Source organism: Idiomarina tyrosinivorans (genome assembly GCF_003987475.1).
In the GTDB taxonomy this organism is placed as follows: domain Bacteria; phylum Pseudomonadota; class Gammaproteobacteria; order Enterobacterales; family Alteromonadaceae; genus Idiomarina; species Idiomarina tyrosinivorans.
The window spans coordinates 102816-121487 of sequence record NZ_PIQH01000006.1 but is presented as its reverse complement, the minus strand read 5'-3'; the positions used below and the strand labels follow the sequence as shown (position 1 = coordinate 121487).

The window sequence follows — 18672 nt, the reverse complement described above, 5'->3', positions numbered from 1 at the left end:
GTGTGTAACGTTTGGGTTGGGGTAACAACGATGAAATTAGTGCACAAATTGTTTATAGCCTTCGCTACTATCGTAGTAGTGCTTGGTGCACTGATAACTGCGGTAATGATGGGCATTGGGGACATGACCCAAACCAACCAGCGCAGCATCCATTCATTCGAAGTGATTGGCCAAGCTGATGACTTGTATATGAGTTTATTAAACATCGAGTCGGGCCAGCGGGGTTATGTGATCACGGGTAACGAGGATTTCCTCCAGCCTTATGTAGATGGCACGGCTGAAGTGGAGAAAGCGCTGGCGAATTTAAAAAACTTAGTGAAAGATTCGCCCAAGCAGCTAGAGCTACTGAAGAAAATCGAAGATGAATACCAGTATTGGCTAACCAGTGCGGTCGAGCCGCCGATTGAGATTCGCAAGAGTTATGGGCCGGGTTCGTTAGGCCTTGACCAGTCTGCCGCCATTGTTGCCCAAGGCCGCGGCAAAGCCGGCATGGACAATTTACGCGAGTTTGTGCAGCAGTTCACCAAAACCGAAAAGTCGTTGCTGTTGGAGCGTGCCGATGCCGCTTCAGCAGCCGCAACACTGGCACAAACCATTTCTATTGGTGGCGGGTTGCTGGTGATTATCATCGCCGTGTTGTCAGCATGGGTATTTAAGCGCCAATTAGAACAGCGCTTGGAAGAAGCCATGCGAGTGGCTACCGCGGTCGCGGACGGCCGCTTGAATAATCAGATCGATGACGACGGCAAAGATGAAATCGGTGAATTGTTGTCAGCGTTGGCAGCCATGCAAACGCAATTGCGCAGCATGTTGCAGCAAATCATTCAGTCATCCAATGAATTGAACAGCTCAAGCCAATCGGTCGCTTCTACCGCAGAAGAGTTATCAGCCAGTTCTACTGAGCAAACCGATGCTTCAGAATCGATTGCGACCTCCGTTCAGCAACTCAGTGCGAGCATCAGCCATGTTGCTGACAATGCGAACGAAGCGCGGACCATCTCTGAACAATCGAGCACCGACGCAGAGCAGTCCGCGAAGACGATGGAGCGCATGGTTAACAGCATGAACCGCATCAACCAAGCGGTAAACGAAGCCTCTGCGCAGGTTGTTGAGTTAGGTAAACAGTCGGAGCAAATTAACTCAATTGTTAACGTGATTAAGTCGATTGCTGATCAAACCAACTTGCTGGCGCTGAACGCAGCCATAGAAGCCGCTAGGGCCGGTGAGCAGGGGCGTGGCTTCTCGGTTGTTGCCGACGAAGTGCGAACACTCGCGCAACGTACTAGCGCTTCCACAGACGAAATTGAGTCAATGGTTGCATTAATTCAACAGGGTACTCAGGCATCAGTGGCGCAAATGGAAAAAGGTGTTACCGAGGTTGAACAAGGGGTGCAACTCGCGGGAGATAGTGGTGAAGCTATTAGGGAGATCCGGGTCAGCTTTGATAGAGTATTAGCCGTTGTTGAAGATATTAGCAGTGCGCTATCGGAACAGAATCAGGCCAGTGCGGAAGTCGCTCAGCATGTCGAGCGTTTTTCTAGTATGGCGGAACAAAATCAAGAAGCAACGCGACATACCAGCTCAACCGCGCACCAGTTGCAAGGATTGGCTGAAAAACTCAAACAAGCGGTGAGCCGATTCACCTTGTAAGGATGTCAGTATGACAAGGGAAAAATTTGCGGTCTTTACGGCAACCCTATTGTTGGGGTTGCCGTTTGTCGTTTCTGCGGCAGCGTTTCCGAAAGTGGATGATCAACAGGCGGTAGGACAGCAGCCAATCCAGCAAAAGCCGATTAACCCGTACCAAAAGAATTTGCTCGAACAAGAAGATGAAAATCTGCGAGAGGTACAGCTGGGCGAATGGAGTCTTGGACCTGAGGAAGAAGAGCCGCCGTTATGGATTAACGAACCGATGTATTTTGTGGTGGGCAAGGGCCATGACGTTAAAGCGCGATTTCAGTTTAGCTTTAAGTACCGGATGTTTTCAGAAAAGGGCATTGTGGTAAAGGCATTGCCGTTTATGAAATATTTTCATTTGGGCTACACCCAAACGTCGCTATGGAATTTAAGCGCCGACTCAAAGCCGTTTGAAGATTCCAGCTATCGCCCAAGTTTTTTTTGGGAATTGCAAGAGCCGAACCACGATATTTGGCCAGACTACTGGAGGTTTGGCTTTGAACACGAATCTAATGGCCAGGCGGGCCCAGCCTCGCGCAGTATGAATATCGTTTTTGTGCAGCCGGGCTGGGGCATGCGTATTGGCAGTCAGGACTTAGTGTTCGCGCCGAAATTCTATAGTTACGTCACACGCGGTGAAGAAAATGCCGATATTGCCAAGTACCGTGGATATGCGGATTGGGTGGTACGGTTTGGTCGTCAGGATGGTTTCCTTGCTGCATTAACCGCCCGTCTAGGAACGGCGAATAAGGGTTCGGTGCAATTGGACTTGTCTTACCCAATTCGAGAGCAATTTTTTAGCCGTGCCGGCGGCTATGTGTATTTACAATTATTTCACGGCTATGGGCAAAGCTTAGCGAGCTATAACGTCAGGGAAGAAGCGCAGGTTAGAATTGGCTTTGCCATCGTGCGTTAATTCAGCAAAAAGTTCTCGCTTAGAAGTCGCGTAATTTGTTAATATAATAATACAACTAAATAACAAATGTATAACGAGCTTTACTGTTCGTTTTTGGGGTACGAGTTGAAGCGTTGGTTTTCTTCCAAAAAGACGGAACAGCGTCTGGCTGCATTGGCCATCTTGGATGGTCAGGTAAAGCTTATGGTAGCGGAACTGCGCAACGAACGCCTCGCATTGATGATTAACGATGCAGTGGCGGTTGCAGATGGCGCATTACCGCATGAATATGCCCTCGCCATTGAGCAATTGCTGAAGCATTACCAACGGTATTTATCGTCATCTACGCCACTCCAAGTTGTGTTGGCGCATCGCTGGTATCAGGCGTTAAACATCCCGCGTCCCCAAGTTCCCGCCGCTGAGCTCGCAGCAAGTTTAAAGTATGCCTTGCGAGATTTGGTTGCTTGGGCGCCCGACGAAATGGTTTGTGACTATTATGAACTGCCGGTGCAGTCTGCGGGACAGGATAATATTGCTGTGGTTGTTGCTGAGAAGTCGCTGCTCAAGCTGTGGGCTGAGAGTATCAGTAACTACTCGGTGAGCATTGCGGGTATAAGCACCGAAGAACTGTTTGCGGCTAAATTCTTTACCGTTGAAAACAAGCCTAACCTGACCCTGTGGCAAGCAGATAACCAGCCGATGCTGTTGCAAGTAGCCTCTAATAAAGGGCTCCTGGTGAGTCGCTATTTGCGCCAATTTAGCAATGCGCGAGCGCAGCAAGGAGATAACCTAACAGACCTGATCGATAACTTGGCGGTCGAAGTCCAGCGCTCAATGGACTTTCATGAGAGTCAGCTAAAGCAGGCGCCGATCGCTAAAATTCGCATAGCGATTGATCACCCGCAGATTGAACAAGTGGCGCAACAATTACAGCAACAAATTGGTGTGACTACGGTGGTGGAGCGCTTGCCTGATTGGTCGCTCGAATTGGCTGACCCGCGTTACAGCGATAATCTGCTAATCGGCGCGCTAACCCAGTTAACAGAGCAACCGCTGCAGGAGAGTAACGGATGAAGCGCTCCGTCAATCTCTATACCGATGATATCAAGATTGTTCGGCAACGGATAACCTTACTGCGATTAGGGATGGTTGCCAGTGTGCTGCTGGTATTAATGATCGCGAGCAGTTGGACGGTCGTAGTGCTGACACAATTTGCAGCCGATAAGGTTGCCGCCGTGCAGCAACAGCTCGACCAACGTCAGCAACAGATTGACGCACTCAATGCCCAATTGGCAGCGCATAAAGCGGACGCCACGTTGTTGCAGACGGTCGACGAAAAGCAACAGCAATTGCGTGATTTACGTGAAATATACCAGCGCATTAAAGCGCCTAAGGCAAGTATTCAACCCGCGCAGTTAATGGCGGAATTGCGGCAAACAACCCCGCCACAATTGTGGTTAACCGCATTTCACTACGATACCAAGCACATTAGCCTCGACGGCAGAGCGGTTGCGGCCAAATGGTTACCCTTTTGGATGCAGCGATTTGCAGAATATCCGCTACTAGGTGAACGCAATTTTAGTACCGTAAAGCTCGACACCACAGACGCAGGGGCGTTGGTGTTTCGGCTGGATGATGGTACCGATGAGGTGAGTGATGAGTCGCTTCAGTAGGTGGCAGGAAAAATTTGCGCAACAACCGCGAGATCGGCGCGTGCTTATCGCCGCGTTAGTGGTTTTGGTGATTGTCGCACCATTGTTGTTGAGGGTGATTATACCGCGGTTACAGTTGGACCAACGTTACCAACAGCAATCGCAACAACTTGCCTATCAGCAGCAACAGTTGCAACGGCAACAACAGTTATTGCAACAGCAGCTAGAACAAGACCCAAATCAGCCAGTGCGGGAAAAATTAACCCAGTTGGAGCAAGCGCTGACGGCAGAGTACCAGCGCTTATCGGCAATGGAACACTTGCTGACCCCTGAGGAAAAGAACCAAGCGCTGGCCGATTTGGTGGCGATGACGGATGCGGTTGAGGTATTGTCACTCAATACCGAGGAGCCGAAACCAGTACTTCGTCAGGGCGACACCTTAATCAATCAACAACAGGTAACATTGGTGGTAAAAGGCCGTTTTGGTGCTATTGAAACGCTACTAAAACAAACGCAGTCATTAGGTGGCGCACTCGCTTGGCAGGCTCTGGACTATCAAGTCGAGAGCTATCCGTACGCTCAGGCGAGCCTGCGCTGGTTAATGTATACCATCGAGCAGAAGGCAGACTGATATGAAATATTGTCTGAGTGGCCTGCTAACTATTGGTGTTGCATTGTCGGTAAATGCGCAAGATCCGACTCAGCCCTATGGCTGGAATCAGCAGCAGCAATCATTAGCGGTTCCGGTAACCCTTAAAGTGAGCGCCATAAGGGTTGGGAACCATTCTGCAACTGCCGTAATTAATGGTCGATCCGTCGAACAGGGTGACCAAATTGAGGGTTATACGGTCATCGAAATTATGCCATCTTATGTGCTGGTGAGTGACCAAAGCCAGCAGCACCGACTAACGGTATTTAATGCGGGGAACGTATCCATTAAGCGTTCGTCGGAACAAGGAGAAAGGTAATGCGACGTTTGTTGTTACTTGTCACAATCACCTTAACCGCTTGTGCGTATCACCCAGACCGTGCGCCAGAAGAAGCGCATGCCGCTTTACAAGACAAACCTGCTGCCGAGAAAGAAGCGGCGGTGGAAATCCCCGCGGCGGTGGCTGAGTATTTAACCACCGATGTTGAGGCAACCAACGCAGGCAAAGCGCTACTTGAAGAACCGCGATTCAGCATCAACGCCAACGATGTCGATGTTCGTGAATTTTTAAAAGCGTTGGCCGCGAATGCGCCACAAAGCTTGGTGATTCATCCAGAGGTTAAGGGCTCAGTGTCGTTAAGCCTGAAAGACGTGACCTTAGATGAGGCGCTAGAAGTATTGAGCGACGTCTATGGCTATCAAATACGTAAGAGCAATCGTGTGGTTCAGGTGTTACCTGCGGGAATGCGGACTGAGACCTTTGCATTAGATTATTTAGCGTTGCGGCGAATGGGGTTCTCACAAACCGAAGTTTCAGCTGGTGGCGTGCGTGATCAACAGCGTAATGGCAACAATGGCAATAATTACAACAACGGCAACCAGAATAGTGGCTTTGGTAATCCATTGCTGGGCAACCAAAGTGGAAACAACAGTGGTTCGCAGCAACAGCGCAATCAAATGCAAGGCAACGGCACCAGTATTTCCAGCCAAACTGAGACGGATTTATGGGCCAATCTTGAAGATATATTAGAGGGTGTAGTGGGCAAAGGTGAAGGGCGCCGGGTGATTGTTGCTCCACAAGCTGGACTCGTTAGCATTACTGCTTACCCCGATGAGTTGCGGGCGGCAAAAGATTTTTTAAAAGTCGCTGAAAAACGCTTACAACGCCAAGTTATTTTAGAGGCGCGCATTATAGAAGTAACCCTTAATGACGAATACCAACAAGGCATTAACTGGAGCGACGCACTGTCGGCGATGGGCGGTAATCTTAGTTATCGGTTTACCGGGAATACGCCAACAAACGCGACCTCTGCAGCGTTGGGGGGAATTTTCGGTATCGCCTTCACTGACCAAAACTTCAGTGGCTTAATAGAGTTGTTGCAGACCCAAGGCAACGTGCAAGTGCTATCTAGCCCCAGGGTATCGGCCGCAAATAACCAAAAAGCGGTTATTAAGGTGGGCGAAGACGAGTATTTTGTCACTGATGTCTCAACCACTACGGTAACCGGAACAGCGACAACGACATCGCCAAACATTGACTTAACACCATTTTTCTCCGGTATTGCGTTGGATGTGACGCCGCAAATTAGTGACTCAGGGGAAGTGATTCTGCATGTCCACCCAGCCGTAGTGGAAACCTCAGAACAGGAAAAAGTGATTACCCTCAATGAAGATCAATTTGTATTGCCTTTGGCGCAGAGCAATATCCGCGAGTCAGATACGATTGTGCGAGCGCACAATGGGGAAATTGTAGTCCTCGGCGGGTTAATGCAAACCACCTACAGTGAAATGGTTTCGAAAGCCCCGCTGTTAGGCGATATTCCGTTACTGGGTGAATTGTTTAAAAATCGCCGTAACGTGGAGAAGAAAAAAGAGTTGGTAATTCTGTTAAAGCCAACGGTCGTGGGTGCTGACACTTGGCAGCAAGAAGTACAAAAATCCGATGAGCTATTAAAAAAATGGTTTCCAGAGCAATAATAGGACGTTAACGCGGTATGTATTTGTACCATTTTGGTTTGCGGGAGCTGCCGTTTACGATTGCTCCTAATACACATTTTTATTATCAGTTGCAGAGCCATCAAGCTGCGCTGGATGTGCTATTGACCGCGTTAAAGACTGGCGAAGGTTTTATTAAAGTGGTCGGTGAAGTCGGCACAGGCAAAACCTTATTGTGTCGCAAGTTACTCATGGAAATGCCGGACCATTTTGTCACAGTGTATGTTCCTGACCCCTATTTGAATCCATCCGAATTGCGCGAAGCGATTGCGCGGGAATTACAGATACCGTTTCAAGCGGATGGCAACCAACAGCAGCTAGCATCTGCTATTCAGCAACGGCTAATGGCTATTCATCGTGAGGGCCGCAGTGTCGCTATCTTAATTGATGAAGCGCAGGCGCTGCCGAGCGAAAGCCTAGAGGCATTGAGGCTGCTATCGAATGTAGAAACTGAGTCGCGCAAATTGGTGCACATTGTATTGTTCGGACAGCCAGAGTTAGATGAACGGCTAGCCACAAGGGCGCTCCGCCAGCTCCGCCAGCGCATTAGCTTTTCCTACAATTTAGCGGCTATGAGCCGCAAAGAAATGACGGAATATATTGCGCATCGGCTGCGCGTAGCTGGCTATAAAGGACCGCCAATATTTTCTTCAACCATCGTCAATCGGTTGTATCGCTCGAGTCGAGGCATTCCTCGGTTGATCAATATCCTTTGTCACAAGATGTTGTTGCTGGCTTATGGCGAGGGGCGAGTGCAAGTCACCACACGCCAATTCCGGTTGGCAGTCAAAGACACGACTGATGCCGAACAACCGCGATTGTGGCGGGGGGTGTGGTGGATGTTACTGGGGTTAGCTGCGGTGGCTGCTGCCATCGGTTGGTATCAAGGGTGGTGGCATGAGTATTATTAATAAAATGCTCCGCGATTTAGATGCCCGTGGTGAACCGAGCGAAGCAACTGGCGAGTATGGGCCAGTGTTTTATCAAGACCGTGCTTGGTATCAGCGCCCTTGGGTGTGGCTGCTACTAGCACTGTTAATTGCCGCCGGACTGCTGGTTTGGCGACAATGGCCAAGCGCACAACTGCAACCCGTTAAGGCGTCACAGGTCAGTAAAAATTCCGCTGAGGATGTTGCAGCCCCAAACCAACAGGCGTCAGCATCCTCACCCGCAACGGCTAATGAACCACTGGCGGATACCCCAACGGCCGCAAAAGCTGCTATTGAAGCGGAAACGCCAGCGCTGAGGGACCGCACGGAACCCGCGGCGGTAACAGTGTCGGCATCTAAAGCTGAACCAGAACCGAAACCAAAAGCGGAACCAAGAGCGCAAGATAACCCTGCAGTCGATGAACAAGTGTCAAGCAAAAGCACGGAGCTGTCGGTACAGCGGGTGCAACTGACTACGGCAGAGTTACTAGAGAAATCACTACAACAGGCAGAGCAGGCTAAGCAAGCAGGTGACCTCGACAAAGCCCTGCAATACTTGCAGCAAGCGGTCAGCGTTGCCCCTGATAATAGCAAGGCACGCGAGCGCTATGCTGCCTTGTTATATGGTCGCGGCTATGGCATTCAGGCACAGCGCGTGTTGGCTGAAGGCTTGCAACGTCATCCGGATAATATCCGTTGGCGGATGATGTTGGCGCAGTTAGTTGCTGAGAATCAAGGGGAGGGTCCGGCACTGGCGATTCTGAAGCAACAACAACCAGCTATTGCAGAAGAACAAGGCTTCTATCAGTATCGAGCGAAGTTGGCACAAAGCCAACAAGATTTTCAGCAGAGCCTAGCTGACTATCAACAACTCGCCGACTTTCAACCGCAGCAACCGCGTTGGTGGCTGGGGGTGGCGATTAGCGCAGACCGTCTGCAACAGGTGGATACAGCGCGGGCAGCGTATCAGCAAGTGTTGGCGTTGTCGCATCACGCGCCAACCAGAGATTTTGCTAGCAAACGATTAGCGCAATTGCGAGGCAAATAATGCAACGTCCACGTTTAAAAATGCGCTTAGGGGACTTACTGGTTGATGAAGGCATCATCAGCCACGAACAGCTGACTCAGGCGTTACAGGTACAGCAAGACTCTGGGCGTAAACTCGGTGCCACCCTGATTGAATTGGGCTACTTGTCGGAGTCGCAATTGGCCGACTTCTTGGCGCAACAGTTAAAGATCCCGCGGATTGACTTAAGCCAACGAAAGGTCGACAAAGAAAGCCTGCGATTACTGCCAGAAATTCAAGCGCGACGGCATCGTGCCCTAGTGATTGACCATGATCAAGCATCCGCCACCGTAGCAATGAGCGACCCCGCAGATTTATCAACATTGGATGCTGTTGCTCAGTTGTTGGCGCCGCGCGAACTGGTCGTTAATGTGGTGCCTGAGACCGAATTGCTCCAAGCGTTCGATGTGTTATACCGCCGTACCCAAGATATTGAACAGTTTGCCAGCCAGTTAAGTGACGAATACCAAGAGGCGACAGAGTTTGATTTAGGCAGTGAGGTGCTTGCCGATGATGAGGGTGAAGCGACCGTCGCAAAACTGCTGCAATCGATTTTTGAAGATGCTGTACAGGTACGTGCCTCGGATATCCATATCGAGCCAGACGAAAAATTGCTACGAATACGCCAGCGTATTGACGGGGTGTTGCACGAAAACGTGTTAGACGAAACCGCTATTGCTGCAGCGTTGGTACTGCGGCTCAAACTGATGTCCGGTATGGATATTTCAGAAAAGCGTTTGCCACAAGATGGACGCTTCAATATGAGGGTGCGCGGTCACAGTATTGATGTGCGGGTTTCGACCATGCCTGTCCAGTATGGTGAGAGCTGCGTACTGCGTTTGCTCGACCAATCTGCCGGCCTACTGGCGTTGGAACATACCGGGATGCCAGACAATATTGTCGCACGTGTGCGACAGTTGATTAAGCGACCACACGGGATGCTAGTAGTAACAGGCCCTACCGGTTCCGGTAAAACTACGACGCTCTACGGTGCATTAAGTGAGTTGAATACCGAAGGAAAAAAAGTCATTACCGTAGAAGATCCAGTGGAATATCGTCTACCACGAATCTCCCAAGTCCAAGTCAACCCGAAAATCGGCTTGGACTTTTCTCGCGTGTTACGGACGACGTTACGACAAGATCCCGACATTATTATGGTGGGTGAGATGCGTGACAAAGAAACCGTAGAGATTGGTTTGCGTGGATCTATTACCGGTCACTTAGTGTTATCGACTTTGCATACCAACGATGCCATCACCAGCGTATTGCGATTGATCGATATGGGGGCTCAACCTTATCTGGTGGCCGCTGCATTGCGCGGTATGTTGGCGCAACGGTTGGTAAGACGGTTATGTGAACATTGCCGCCAACCGCACCAACCCGATGAATTAGAGACGCAGTGGCTTGAACATATCGATAGCGGCCTTTCAAAGCGCGCGACCTTTTACCATGGCAGTGGCTGTCAACGCTGCAACCATACCGGTTACAAAGGCCGTATCGGGGTGTTCGAACTGTTGGAAATGAATGGCCCCATGACGGACGCTTTGCGGGATGGCAATACCCGAGAATTTGTCGAGTTGGCGCGAGTGAGTAAAGGCTACCGACCCATGGCGATGGTCGCTTTAGATTATGCAGAACAAGGTATTACCAGTTTGGATGAGGTGTTATTCCTTGCTGAGAGTGTTGAAGACCCGTTGGTACAAGCGTCCACTAGTGAGTCGCATTAGTTATGGCCAAGTTTCGCTACAAAGCACGTGACCCGAATGGACGCCTCCGTAACGGTGATATAGACGCAAACGATGCTCGGCAAGCGGCTGAACAATTGGTTCGGCGCGGCTTAGTACCAGTAGATTTAGTGGCGACAAGGGACAAACCCAGCATAACCGCAGAACAGGTTTGGGCTAAGTTGACAGCGCGACCGGTGAAACTCGATGATTTGATCATCTTTTGTCGGCAAATGTATGCACTAACCCGCTCGGGTGTGTCATTACTGCGCGCTATTGAAGGTCTAGCAGATAGTGCCCAGAACAAACAACTGAGTGTGACCCTGCGGGATGTCGCCGACCAGTTAGAGAAGGGGCTATCGCTATCGGCAGCCATGGCACGCCATGCGCGCGTATTTCCGCGGTTAATCATCGCCATCGTTCATGTCGGTGAGAATACTGGTCAACTGGAGCAATCGTTTCAGCAATTGGCCGAGTATTTAGAAAAGGAACAAGACACCCGCAAACGTATTAAGGCAGCAACACGCTACCCCAGCTTTGTGGTTATCGCCCTGGTTATCGCGATGTTTGTGTTGAACCTGTTTGTTATTCCCACCTTTGCCAAAATGTTTGACCAATTCGGTGTCGACTTGCCGTGGGCTACGCGTGTACTGATTGGTACCTCCACGTTTTTCGTCAGTTACTGGCCATTATTGTTGCTGGCGCTCGTTGCCGGAGTGTGGGGTATCCGCAGTTACATTGTCAGTCCGCTGGGACGCGTCGTCTGGGATAGATTGAAGCTTCGAGTACCGGCGGTGGGTAGTATTTTAGAGCGCTCGATGCTGGCGCGTTTTGCCCGCAGCTTTGCCGTTATGGTCGCTGCCGGGGTGCCGCTCACACAAGCATTATCCTTGGTCGCCGAAGCGGTGGATAATGCTTGGATGGAACGCAAGATATTGGATATGCGGCGAGGCATTGAACGCGGCGAAAACCTTTCGCGGGTAAGCAGGCAGTCGGATTTATTCACGCCGTTAGTCATGCAAATGGTTGTCGTTGGTGAGGAAACCGGACGTTTGGACGATTTATTGCTGGAAGTTGCGGGCTATTACGAGCGTGAAGTTGACTATGACTTGAAGACACTGACCGCCAGAATTGAACCTATGCTGATTGCGGGCGTAGCGGTCATGGTGTTGATTTTGGCATTAGGTATTTTTATGCCAATGTGGGATATGATGAGCGCCTATCAGGGGCGCGGGTAAGCGTTAACATGCGCCGCAACGAATCTGCCGAGCGCCGCGACATAACGCTGTTCCAATGGATTGTGCTGGCGCTGGCAATATTAGTTTTAGCCACCTATCTACTGCGGAGCTGGTTACTCGATGATGCGTCGTGGCGTTTGACCGAGCGACAAATGTGGACGGAGCGTATGCAACGCAATGTCATGTTGGCGCATGTACAGTGGTTGGCGCGGGGTCGGCCAGCAACTATCCACTTCAGTGCCGAGCAGGGGAAAATGGCATCGCCGATCATTATGACCAAGCGCGGCTGGCCGATGGCGGACTGCGAAAATCTGTGGCAACGCTTGGTGACTGTAGAGAGTCCCGCCAATATTGCCGTTGCAGCGACTGATGGTGGCTGTATTTGGTCGCTCAAAGGGATAAAGCTGTTTAGTTACACTGAGGCAACGGGGCAGGTGAGTCGCTGAACAGCGGTGGATTTATCTGTTGAGGCAATTGTTTGAAAAGTGTTAACATTATTTAACAAAGATGAGAGGCAACGGTGAATAAAGCGATGATGAATAAGCAGCAACAACGCGGATTTACGCTGATTGAACTAATTATCGTTGTTGTCATTTTGGGGTTGCTGGCGGCATCGGCGTTGCCGCGTTTTACTGATGTTACCAGTGATGCCGAAGACTCTGCCCTCGAAGGGGTCGCTGGTGGGTTTGCCAGCGCGGTCGGTATTGTTCGCGCGCAGTGGGAACTTGCAGGTAGACCACGTGGCGGAGCGCAAGGCGCTGGCGCACAAGTTGAAATGGACGGTGTGCCAGTGATGGTCGATGGCAGTACCGGATATCCGGTTTCTGGCACGGTGGGTAACAATGTCACTGACCAATCGTTGGCGAATGAGGATTGCCGCACCCTAATGGTGGCTATTCTGCAAGGTGCACCAACGGTGACCACAGACTTTTCTGCGTTAGCAGAGAATCGCTATTATGTATACCAAACGGATAATGGCACCAATCGTTTATGTGTGTACTATTTAGCGAATACGATAAAAAATGAAACCAGTGCACCGACAGGCACGCAGTACCAAACGCTTGGTAATGCGTTTGTCTATAACCCACGTACGGGTGGTGTGAGTATTTACAGCAATAACTAAGTTTTAGGTGGAAAATTAATGCGTAAACAACAAGGCTTTACCCTCATCGAATTGATCATCGTTATCGTGATCCTAGGCATTATTGCGGTAACCGCAGCGCCGCAGTTTATCGGTTTTTCAACCGATGCTCGCAAGGCAACGGTTAATGGCTTGCTGGGCAGTGTAAAAGGCGCTTCACAGTTGGTGCATGCACGGGCGTTAGCTGGCGGTGCGGCGGACGTTGCTGATACCTCAACTACGCCAGCGGTACCGACAGTTACCACCGAGACGGGTACCGTAACCTTGAACTATTTATATGCTTCGGCCAGTACCTTGCAACAGGCGTTAGACATTACTGTCGGTACGGACGCTGATTGGAACCTGCTATTACTAGACGGTACGGCAGTTGGCACACTAGGCGCCGAAGCAACAGGCACGGATGCAAGCCAAACCGTGATTTATCCGCAAGGTGTAAACTCACCCATTGCCGCAACCGATGCAGGCACCTGCTACGTGATCTACCAAGAGGCCACTGACACGTCAGCACCAGTGATTCAGGCTAAAACTGACGGTTGTTAATCTTTCTCGCGATTAGCATGAAAAAGCATATGTTAAAGGGTCTCGGAAAGGGGCCCTTTTTTGTCGCGGCAAGCCGCAACCACGGCTTCACGTTAATTGAACTACTGATCATTGTGGTTGTGATCGGTATTTTGGCAGTGAGCGCTGCACCACAGTTTATTGGCGGTCGCACCGTTGACGCTTACGGCGTAGCACAACAGCTGCGTAGCGCACTGGCATTGCAACAGCAGCGTGCGATGCAGGATGCTGGGCAGTGTTATGCACTGCGCATTGAAGCTCAGCGTTTTGCCAGTGTCAGTTGTAATGCCACCACAATAAGTGAACCATTCTCGGGGGCAACGGTGGGTATGAGCAGCACGGAACTAGCAAATGCTGGAATCACATTAACAGCCATAGGCACGCTTAACTTCAATGGCCAAGGCTGTTTTCCCAACACCATCTCGCCCACCACTTACGTAGAGTGCGATAATCAAGACCGTGAAATTGTCATTAGCGATGCTTCCAGCACGGCGAAAGTTTGTATCGAGGGACAGGGGTTAATCCATCTTGGAGCCTGCCAATGAACTCACAACGCGGTTTTACGCTGATAGAGCTCATTATTGGTATTGTGCTGTTGGGCATTGCCGTTGCTGGGTTAGCAAGTCTAGTATTCTCTCAAGCTCGCCCCTCAATAACGCCGCTTTACCAGTTACGCGCATCAGAGCTTGCCACTGCACTAATGGATGAAATTTTAGCAATGTCGTTTGATGAGAATAACCTGACTTTAGCGGCGAATAGCCGGTGTGGCTCAAGCCCATGCACTGCGCCAAACGATTTAGGCTTTGAGGTAGGGGAGAGTCGGCAAAACTATGACGATGTCGACGACTTTAACGACTTTTCGATTAATGGTGCATTGCTTGTGGACGAGCCGTCACTATCGGAAATCTATCGGAATTTCACTTTAACCGTAGAGGTCTGTTACGTCACTGAGCCATGGAACAATTGTAGAACGGATATTGTGACGATGTATAAACGCATCACCATAACGGTTAATGCAGCTGATCAGGGAAATGTGGTAGTCACCAGTATTCGGAGTAATTTGTAATGTTTAGGCTCCGTAGCAACGCGGGTTTTACGCTCATCGAATTGCTCACCGTTGTAGTGATTCTGGCGGTTATTAGCCTAACGGTACTACAGTTCATTTCGTTTGGCGGCAACATCTACCAAGATGTGACGCAGCGCGATGCATTGCTTACGCAAACGCGTTTTACTATGCAGCGGTTGAGCAAAGAACTCAGTTCTGCATTACCCGGTAGCGTCCGAACGAATAATCAGTGCATTGAGTTTGTTCCTGTTAAAGCCGCTGGGTACGTGGTGACCGCACCCACAACGGATAACGATAGCGCGCCATTCACCGTCATCAGCCCCTATGGTTACACACTGGCGACTGGCGATGAGGTGGCAATTTACCCTCGCAATTCAACTCACGTGTACGGCGCTACGCCAAGGCGTAAAACAATTGCGAGCCCTCCTTCAGCGCCAGACACTAACGACCGTGTTACTCTAGATATTGATGCGGGTACGTACCCTGTATTAAGCCCAAGTTCACGCTATTTTGTCGTTCACACGCCGGTCAGTTGGTGTATAGATAATGCACAGCAGGGGTTATGGCGATTTTACGGCTATGGCTGGCAAACAAATCAACCGAGTTATAACACGTTGTTAGGTTTAGTAGCGCCGCAACCTATGGCATTGCAACTTATAGCAAACCCCGCTACGCCAACGTTCTCGTATACGTCAGAACGAAGTCAGCGCTATGGCATAGTGCAAGTGGTTATTACAGCAGCCGATGCGTTATCAAACACACATTTTACCTTGCAGCACGAGGTGCCTCTTGTTTACCAGCCATAAACAACAGCGCGGTAATGTGCTGATTATCGCCGTTACCGTTATTGTGCTAACAGCGCTATTGGCGACAGTGCTAGTGCGGTTATCTGTGAATCAGTCAGCGAGTATTATTGCTGAAGCGATTGGTCAGCGCGCGCATTATGCCGCACGTTCGGGAAGCCAAATAGCGCTCTACGCTATCATTAACAAAGTCGGCTATCGAGCGCGGTGTAGCGATAACTCGCTACAAACAATAGACTCCGATAGCTTCACTGTAACGGGTTTACAAGGCTGTAGTTACCAGGTGAGTTGCCGTTCAGTCGACCTGAATACGAAAATACATTTTCGTACAGTGACAACCGCAAGCTGCACAGTGGATGGCGAAACTGCACAACGTAAAGTTTTAGCCGAGGTAGTGAAATGAAAAACATACTCGCGTTGGTGATGCTACTGCTAAGTTTTGCTAGCCATGCCCGCACCTATTCCTTGCCGGCTGATGCGGGGAGTTTCCGCCTAAGCAGTTGTAGCTTTTCTAGTGGCGTTGTTTATTGTAGCTCCAATGTTATTTTGCAGAACAACGATGTGATTAATATCACTCAACCACTGACATGGGAAATGGCGCAAGACTTTACCTTTGGCAATAACTTGCGGGTAAACGAGTTCGGCAATACTAGCGACCTCGACATTATTGTACAGGCAAATATGAATCCAGGTAATGGTGCGCTTATCAATGCAAACCTTACGGTGAATGGATCAATTAATGCCGCTAATAATGCCAGCTTAACCGGTGATATTCAGATCAGCGGTAATCTTAACTTAGGTAACGGAGCGACCATTGAGGGCAATATTACTGTCGATGGCTCACTAAATATGGGCAATAACAACACTATCAGCGGTGATATTAGTGCTACCAGTATGAACATCGGACAGGGAAACGATATTTACGGAAACCTTGAAGGCACTAATATCAATATTAATGGTAACAACACTACAATTTACGGGAATGTAAACGCGACGGGTACGGTGAACAACAATGGCACGATTACTGGCTATGTGAACGCGCCAAACGTTAACGATAACAGTGGCGGTATAGAGGGTGAGACTTGTGATTTTAATGGTAATGTTGGTCCTTGCGGGAGCGGTGCCGGAGTTGATCACTATGCGTTGAGTTATGATGGCTCTGCACTTACCTGTTTAGCCGAGCCGATTACTGTTCGAGCCTGTGCAAACAGTGATTGTTCCACGTTAGCAGCAACAACCGCGAATTTTTCAGTAATTGCTGGTAGCTTTTCGGTTTCCTCAAATTTTGATGGTAGCGGACTCGCGCAAGTTAACTTGCCCGTTGCGACTGCGGGTACTTATGCTCTAGCCATTAACAGTTCCGCTACGGCAAATTTTGCCGACCAGTGTGTTGTCGCGGGGAGTCCTGCGGTGTGTAACATTACCTTTGTCGATAGTGGCTTTTTAGTCGCGTGGCCGCAATCCGTGGTTGATGCAGGTGATGAATTTAGTGCGCAAATTCAGGCAGTGCGAACCGATACCAACACAGGCGCTTGCGCGGCGGCGTTGACAGGCTCCCAAACTGTCAATGTAACCAGTGACTGTACCAACCCTGGAAGTTGTGCGGTTGCACCAAGCTCGGCAGGGACACCTTTACCAGAGGGCACGGCAACGCCTGTGACGCTATCGTTCGATAACGCAGGAATGGCGACGCTTCCGTTGGTGCATAACGATGTTGGCAAACTCCGTGTCGGCGTAAGTTTTAATGCAGCAACTGGCGCCTCGTTAAATGGGCAAAGTAATGATATAACGGTCAAGCCTGCGGCGTTTGCTGTAACCACAACACCGGCTGCGGCGGTGAATGTTGGAGACTTACCCGGTTCGCCAACCTTTGTTGCCGCTGGCGATATTTTTACCGTGCAAGTGGTGGCGATGACCAGTAACGAAAAGATGGCGCCCAGTTATGGTCAAGAATCACCTCCTCAACAACCACAAATCATCGCGACGCCCAGCGTTGCTAAACCGGCCCCTAGCGGGGTGTTGGCCTCTACAGGTTGGACATATTTGGGGGCTGGTAACGGCGGCTATGAAGATACGCAAGTGAGTTATAACGCAGTCGGTGTTATCAAAATACGTGTTCAACAGAATAACTACCTGGGCTCGGGGCAGGGTAGCGAGGGTACGAGCGGTTGGGTTGGACGGTTCATTCCAGCCTACTTTGCTAACACATCAACGACTACGGCGACGCTTGATAATGCGCAAGACGATTTCACCTATATCGGCCAGCCGCTCGTGTTTGCAGAACCATTTCATTTACAACTAACGCCAAAAACGCGTCAGGGACAGGATATTCAGAATTATCTTGGTGACTACTTTGGTTTTACCGCGTCGCAAAAGTTTGTTAACCGCGAGTACAGTGATAGCGCCTCCACACTCACGCTATCGACGGCAGCAGCGCAGCAGCCGACAACCACGCAAGATGTGGTAGATGCGCTTGATACCGACGCCGCGTTCGATATTGAGATAGAGGATAACGATGTGCGTTATAATAAGCCTCTGACGCCGATTGAACCCTTTGATGCCGCGATAACCTTAACACTGACAGCCGCAGACTTAACCGATAAAGACGGAGTCTGTTTCCAACAAACGGCGGTCGGAAGTTGCGAAGAGTTAGCAATAGATAACGCAACTGGAACAGAGTTACTTTATGGGCGCTTACGATTAGAGCCTGCGTATGCATCAATTAATCAATCCATTATGCTTGAATTTTCTGCAGAATATTTCACGGCCAGTGGCTACTTTGTGCAGAATCTTCGAGACCAAAGTACCGCCTATAGTGACGCATGGTTCAGTGCGGGGGCTGCAAGCGTAACGGGAGATTATGATTTCTCAGACTTCAACGTTACTGCAGTGGCAGCAGAATTGGTCGACGGAACAACAGATACTGCGCAACCGTTGATAGTGACCCCCTCGGTTAGCAGCGCTGGGGAAATCACTTGGAGTGTAAATTTAGACGCGCTGGGGTTACCTTGGTTAAAGTACGATTGGTCACCAGAAGCTATTCCACCAAAGGTTTTTGAGAACCCTTCAAGCGTTATTGAATTGGGCCCTTACCGAGGAAATGATGATATAATCCTGCAATCAGAGATTGCATGGTAGACGATTATCAGACATTCTCTTATAAACTGACTTGCGCTTTGTGTCGCAAGTCAATAGCATAAAGCAGTATTCTTTTCGAAAATCAGCGGCAAGAATCGCGATAAGTTGTGGTGCTGACGAGCACTCAATAACATGATAATA

Annotated in this window: 19 protein-coding genes; all 19 read left to right on the top strand. The window is 49.9% G+C overall.

From position 1 onward, the window contains the following. The first annotated feature begins 30 nt into the window (after positions 1-30). The 19 genes from CWI84_RS07575 (at position 31) to CWI84_RS07485 (ending at position 18531) form a co-directional block, all read left to right on the top strand. Positions 31-1650 (top strand): methyl-accepting chemotaxis protein, encoded by a 1620-nt coding sequence (locus CWI84_RS07575; RefSeq protein WP_126841987.1) that lies wholly within the window; start codon positions 31-33, stop codon positions 1648-1650. 10 nt (positions 1651-1660) lie between these two features. Then, entirely contained in the window at positions 1661-2593 is a 933-nt protein-coding gene (locus CWI84_RS07570) for a phospholipase A (RefSeq protein ID WP_126841986.1), read from the top strand. Positions 2594-2698: 105 nt separating this feature from the next. Beyond that, positions 2699-3646, top strand: coding sequence for a hypothetical protein (locus CWI84_RS07565; RefSeq protein WP_126841985.1), 948 nt, complete (start codon positions 2699-2701; stop codon positions 3644-3646). Next, positions 3643-4245 carry a PilN domain-containing protein gene (locus CWI84_RS07560; protein WP_126841984.1) on the top strand — a complete coding sequence of 201 codons (603 nt, stop codon included), beginning with the start codon at positions 3643-3645 and terminating at the stop codon, positions 4243-4245. Before CWI84_RS07565 ends, CWI84_RS07560 begins: the two co-directional genes overlap by 4 nt. Then, positions 4229-4855 (top strand): hypothetical protein, encoded by a 627-nt coding sequence (locus tag CWI84_RS07555; protein WP_126841983.1) that lies wholly within the window; start codon positions 4229-4231, stop codon positions 4853-4855. The genes CWI84_RS07560 and CWI84_RS07555 overlap by 17 nt, the downstream gene beginning before the upstream one ends. Position 4856: 1 nt before the next feature. Beyond that, a complete protein-coding gene (locus tag CWI84_RS07550; RefSeq protein ID WP_126841982.1) occupies positions 4857-5192 on the top strand; it encodes a hypothetical protein in 336 nt (111 codons plus the stop codon). Continuing rightward, positions 5192-6850, top strand: a complete 1659-nt coding sequence (gene mshL / locus CWI84_RS07545; RefSeq protein WP_126841981.1) for a pilus (MSHA type) biogenesis protein MshL — start codon at positions 5192-5194, stop codon at positions 6848-6850. The genes CWI84_RS07550 and mshL overlap by 1 nt, the downstream gene beginning before the upstream one ends. 17 nt (positions 6851-6867) lie before the next feature. Next, positions 6868-7779, top strand: coding sequence for an ExeA family protein (locus CWI84_RS07540; RefSeq protein ID WP_126841980.1), 912 nt, complete (start codon positions 6868-6870; stop codon positions 7777-7779). Continuing rightward, entirely contained in the window at positions 7766-8845 is a 1080-nt protein-coding gene (locus CWI84_RS07535; protein ID WP_126841979.1) for a tetratricopeptide repeat protein, read from the top strand. The genes CWI84_RS07540 and CWI84_RS07535 overlap by 14 nt, the downstream gene beginning before the upstream one ends. Further along, positions 8845-10590 (top strand): GspE/PulE family protein, encoded by a 1746-nt coding sequence (locus tag CWI84_RS07530; RefSeq protein ID WP_126841978.1) that lies wholly within the window; start codon positions 8845-8847, stop codon positions 10588-10590. Before CWI84_RS07535 ends, CWI84_RS07530 begins: the two co-directional genes overlap by 1 nt. Before the next feature lie 2 nt (positions 10591-10592). Continuing rightward, positions 10593-11825 carry a type II secretion system F family protein gene (locus CWI84_RS07525; RefSeq protein ID WP_126841977.1) on the top strand — a complete coding sequence of 411 codons (1233 nt, stop codon included), beginning with the start codon at positions 10593-10595 and terminating at the stop codon, positions 11823-11825. 8 nt (positions 11826-11833) lie between these two features. Beyond that, positions 11834-12271: a hypothetical protein gene (locus tag CWI84_RS07520; RefSeq protein WP_126841976.1), complete on the top strand. Its 438-nt coding sequence runs from the start codon at positions 11834-11836 to the stop codon at positions 12269-12271. Positions 12272-12360: 89 nt separating this feature from the next. Further along, a complete protein-coding gene (locus CWI84_RS07515) occupies positions 12361-12948 on the top strand; it encodes a prepilin-type N-terminal cleavage/methylation domain-containing protein (RefSeq protein ID WP_126842046.1) in 588 nt (195 codons plus the stop codon). Between the two features lie 18 nt (positions 12949-12966). Continuing rightward, positions 12967-13506 carry a prepilin-type N-terminal cleavage/methylation domain-containing protein gene (locus CWI84_RS11850; protein ID WP_126841975.1) on the top strand — a complete coding sequence of 180 codons (540 nt, stop codon included), beginning with the start codon at positions 12967-12969 and terminating at the stop codon, positions 13504-13506. Between the two features lie 29 nt (positions 13507-13535). Then, on the top strand, positions 13536-14069 hold the full coding sequence (locus tag CWI84_RS07505; protein ID WP_157981007.1) for a type IV pilin protein: 534 nt from the start codon (positions 13536-13538) through the stop codon (positions 14067-14069). After that, complete coding sequence (locus CWI84_RS07500) at positions 14066-14590, top strand: type II secretion system protein (RefSeq protein ID WP_126841973.1); 525 nt, start codon at positions 14066-14068, stop codon at positions 14588-14590. Before CWI84_RS07505 ends, CWI84_RS07500 begins: the two co-directional genes overlap by 4 nt. Next, positions 14590-15396 (top strand): prepilin-type N-terminal cleavage/methylation domain-containing protein, encoded by an 807-nt coding sequence (locus CWI84_RS07495; RefSeq protein WP_126841972.1) that lies wholly within the window; start codon positions 14590-14592, stop codon positions 15394-15396. The genes CWI84_RS07500 and CWI84_RS07495 overlap by 1 nt, the downstream gene beginning before the upstream one ends. Continuing rightward, positions 15380-15796 (top strand): hypothetical protein, encoded by a 417-nt coding sequence (locus CWI84_RS07490; RefSeq protein WP_126841971.1) that lies wholly within the window; start codon positions 15380-15382, stop codon positions 15794-15796. Before CWI84_RS07495 ends, CWI84_RS07490 begins: the two co-directional genes overlap by 17 nt. Further along, complete coding sequence (locus CWI84_RS07485) at positions 15793-18531, top strand: polymer-forming cytoskeletal protein (RefSeq protein WP_126841970.1); 2739 nt, start codon at positions 15793-15795, stop codon at positions 18529-18531. The genes CWI84_RS07490 and CWI84_RS07485 overlap by 4 nt, the downstream gene beginning before the upstream one ends. Positions 18532-18672: the final 141 nt, after the last annotated feature.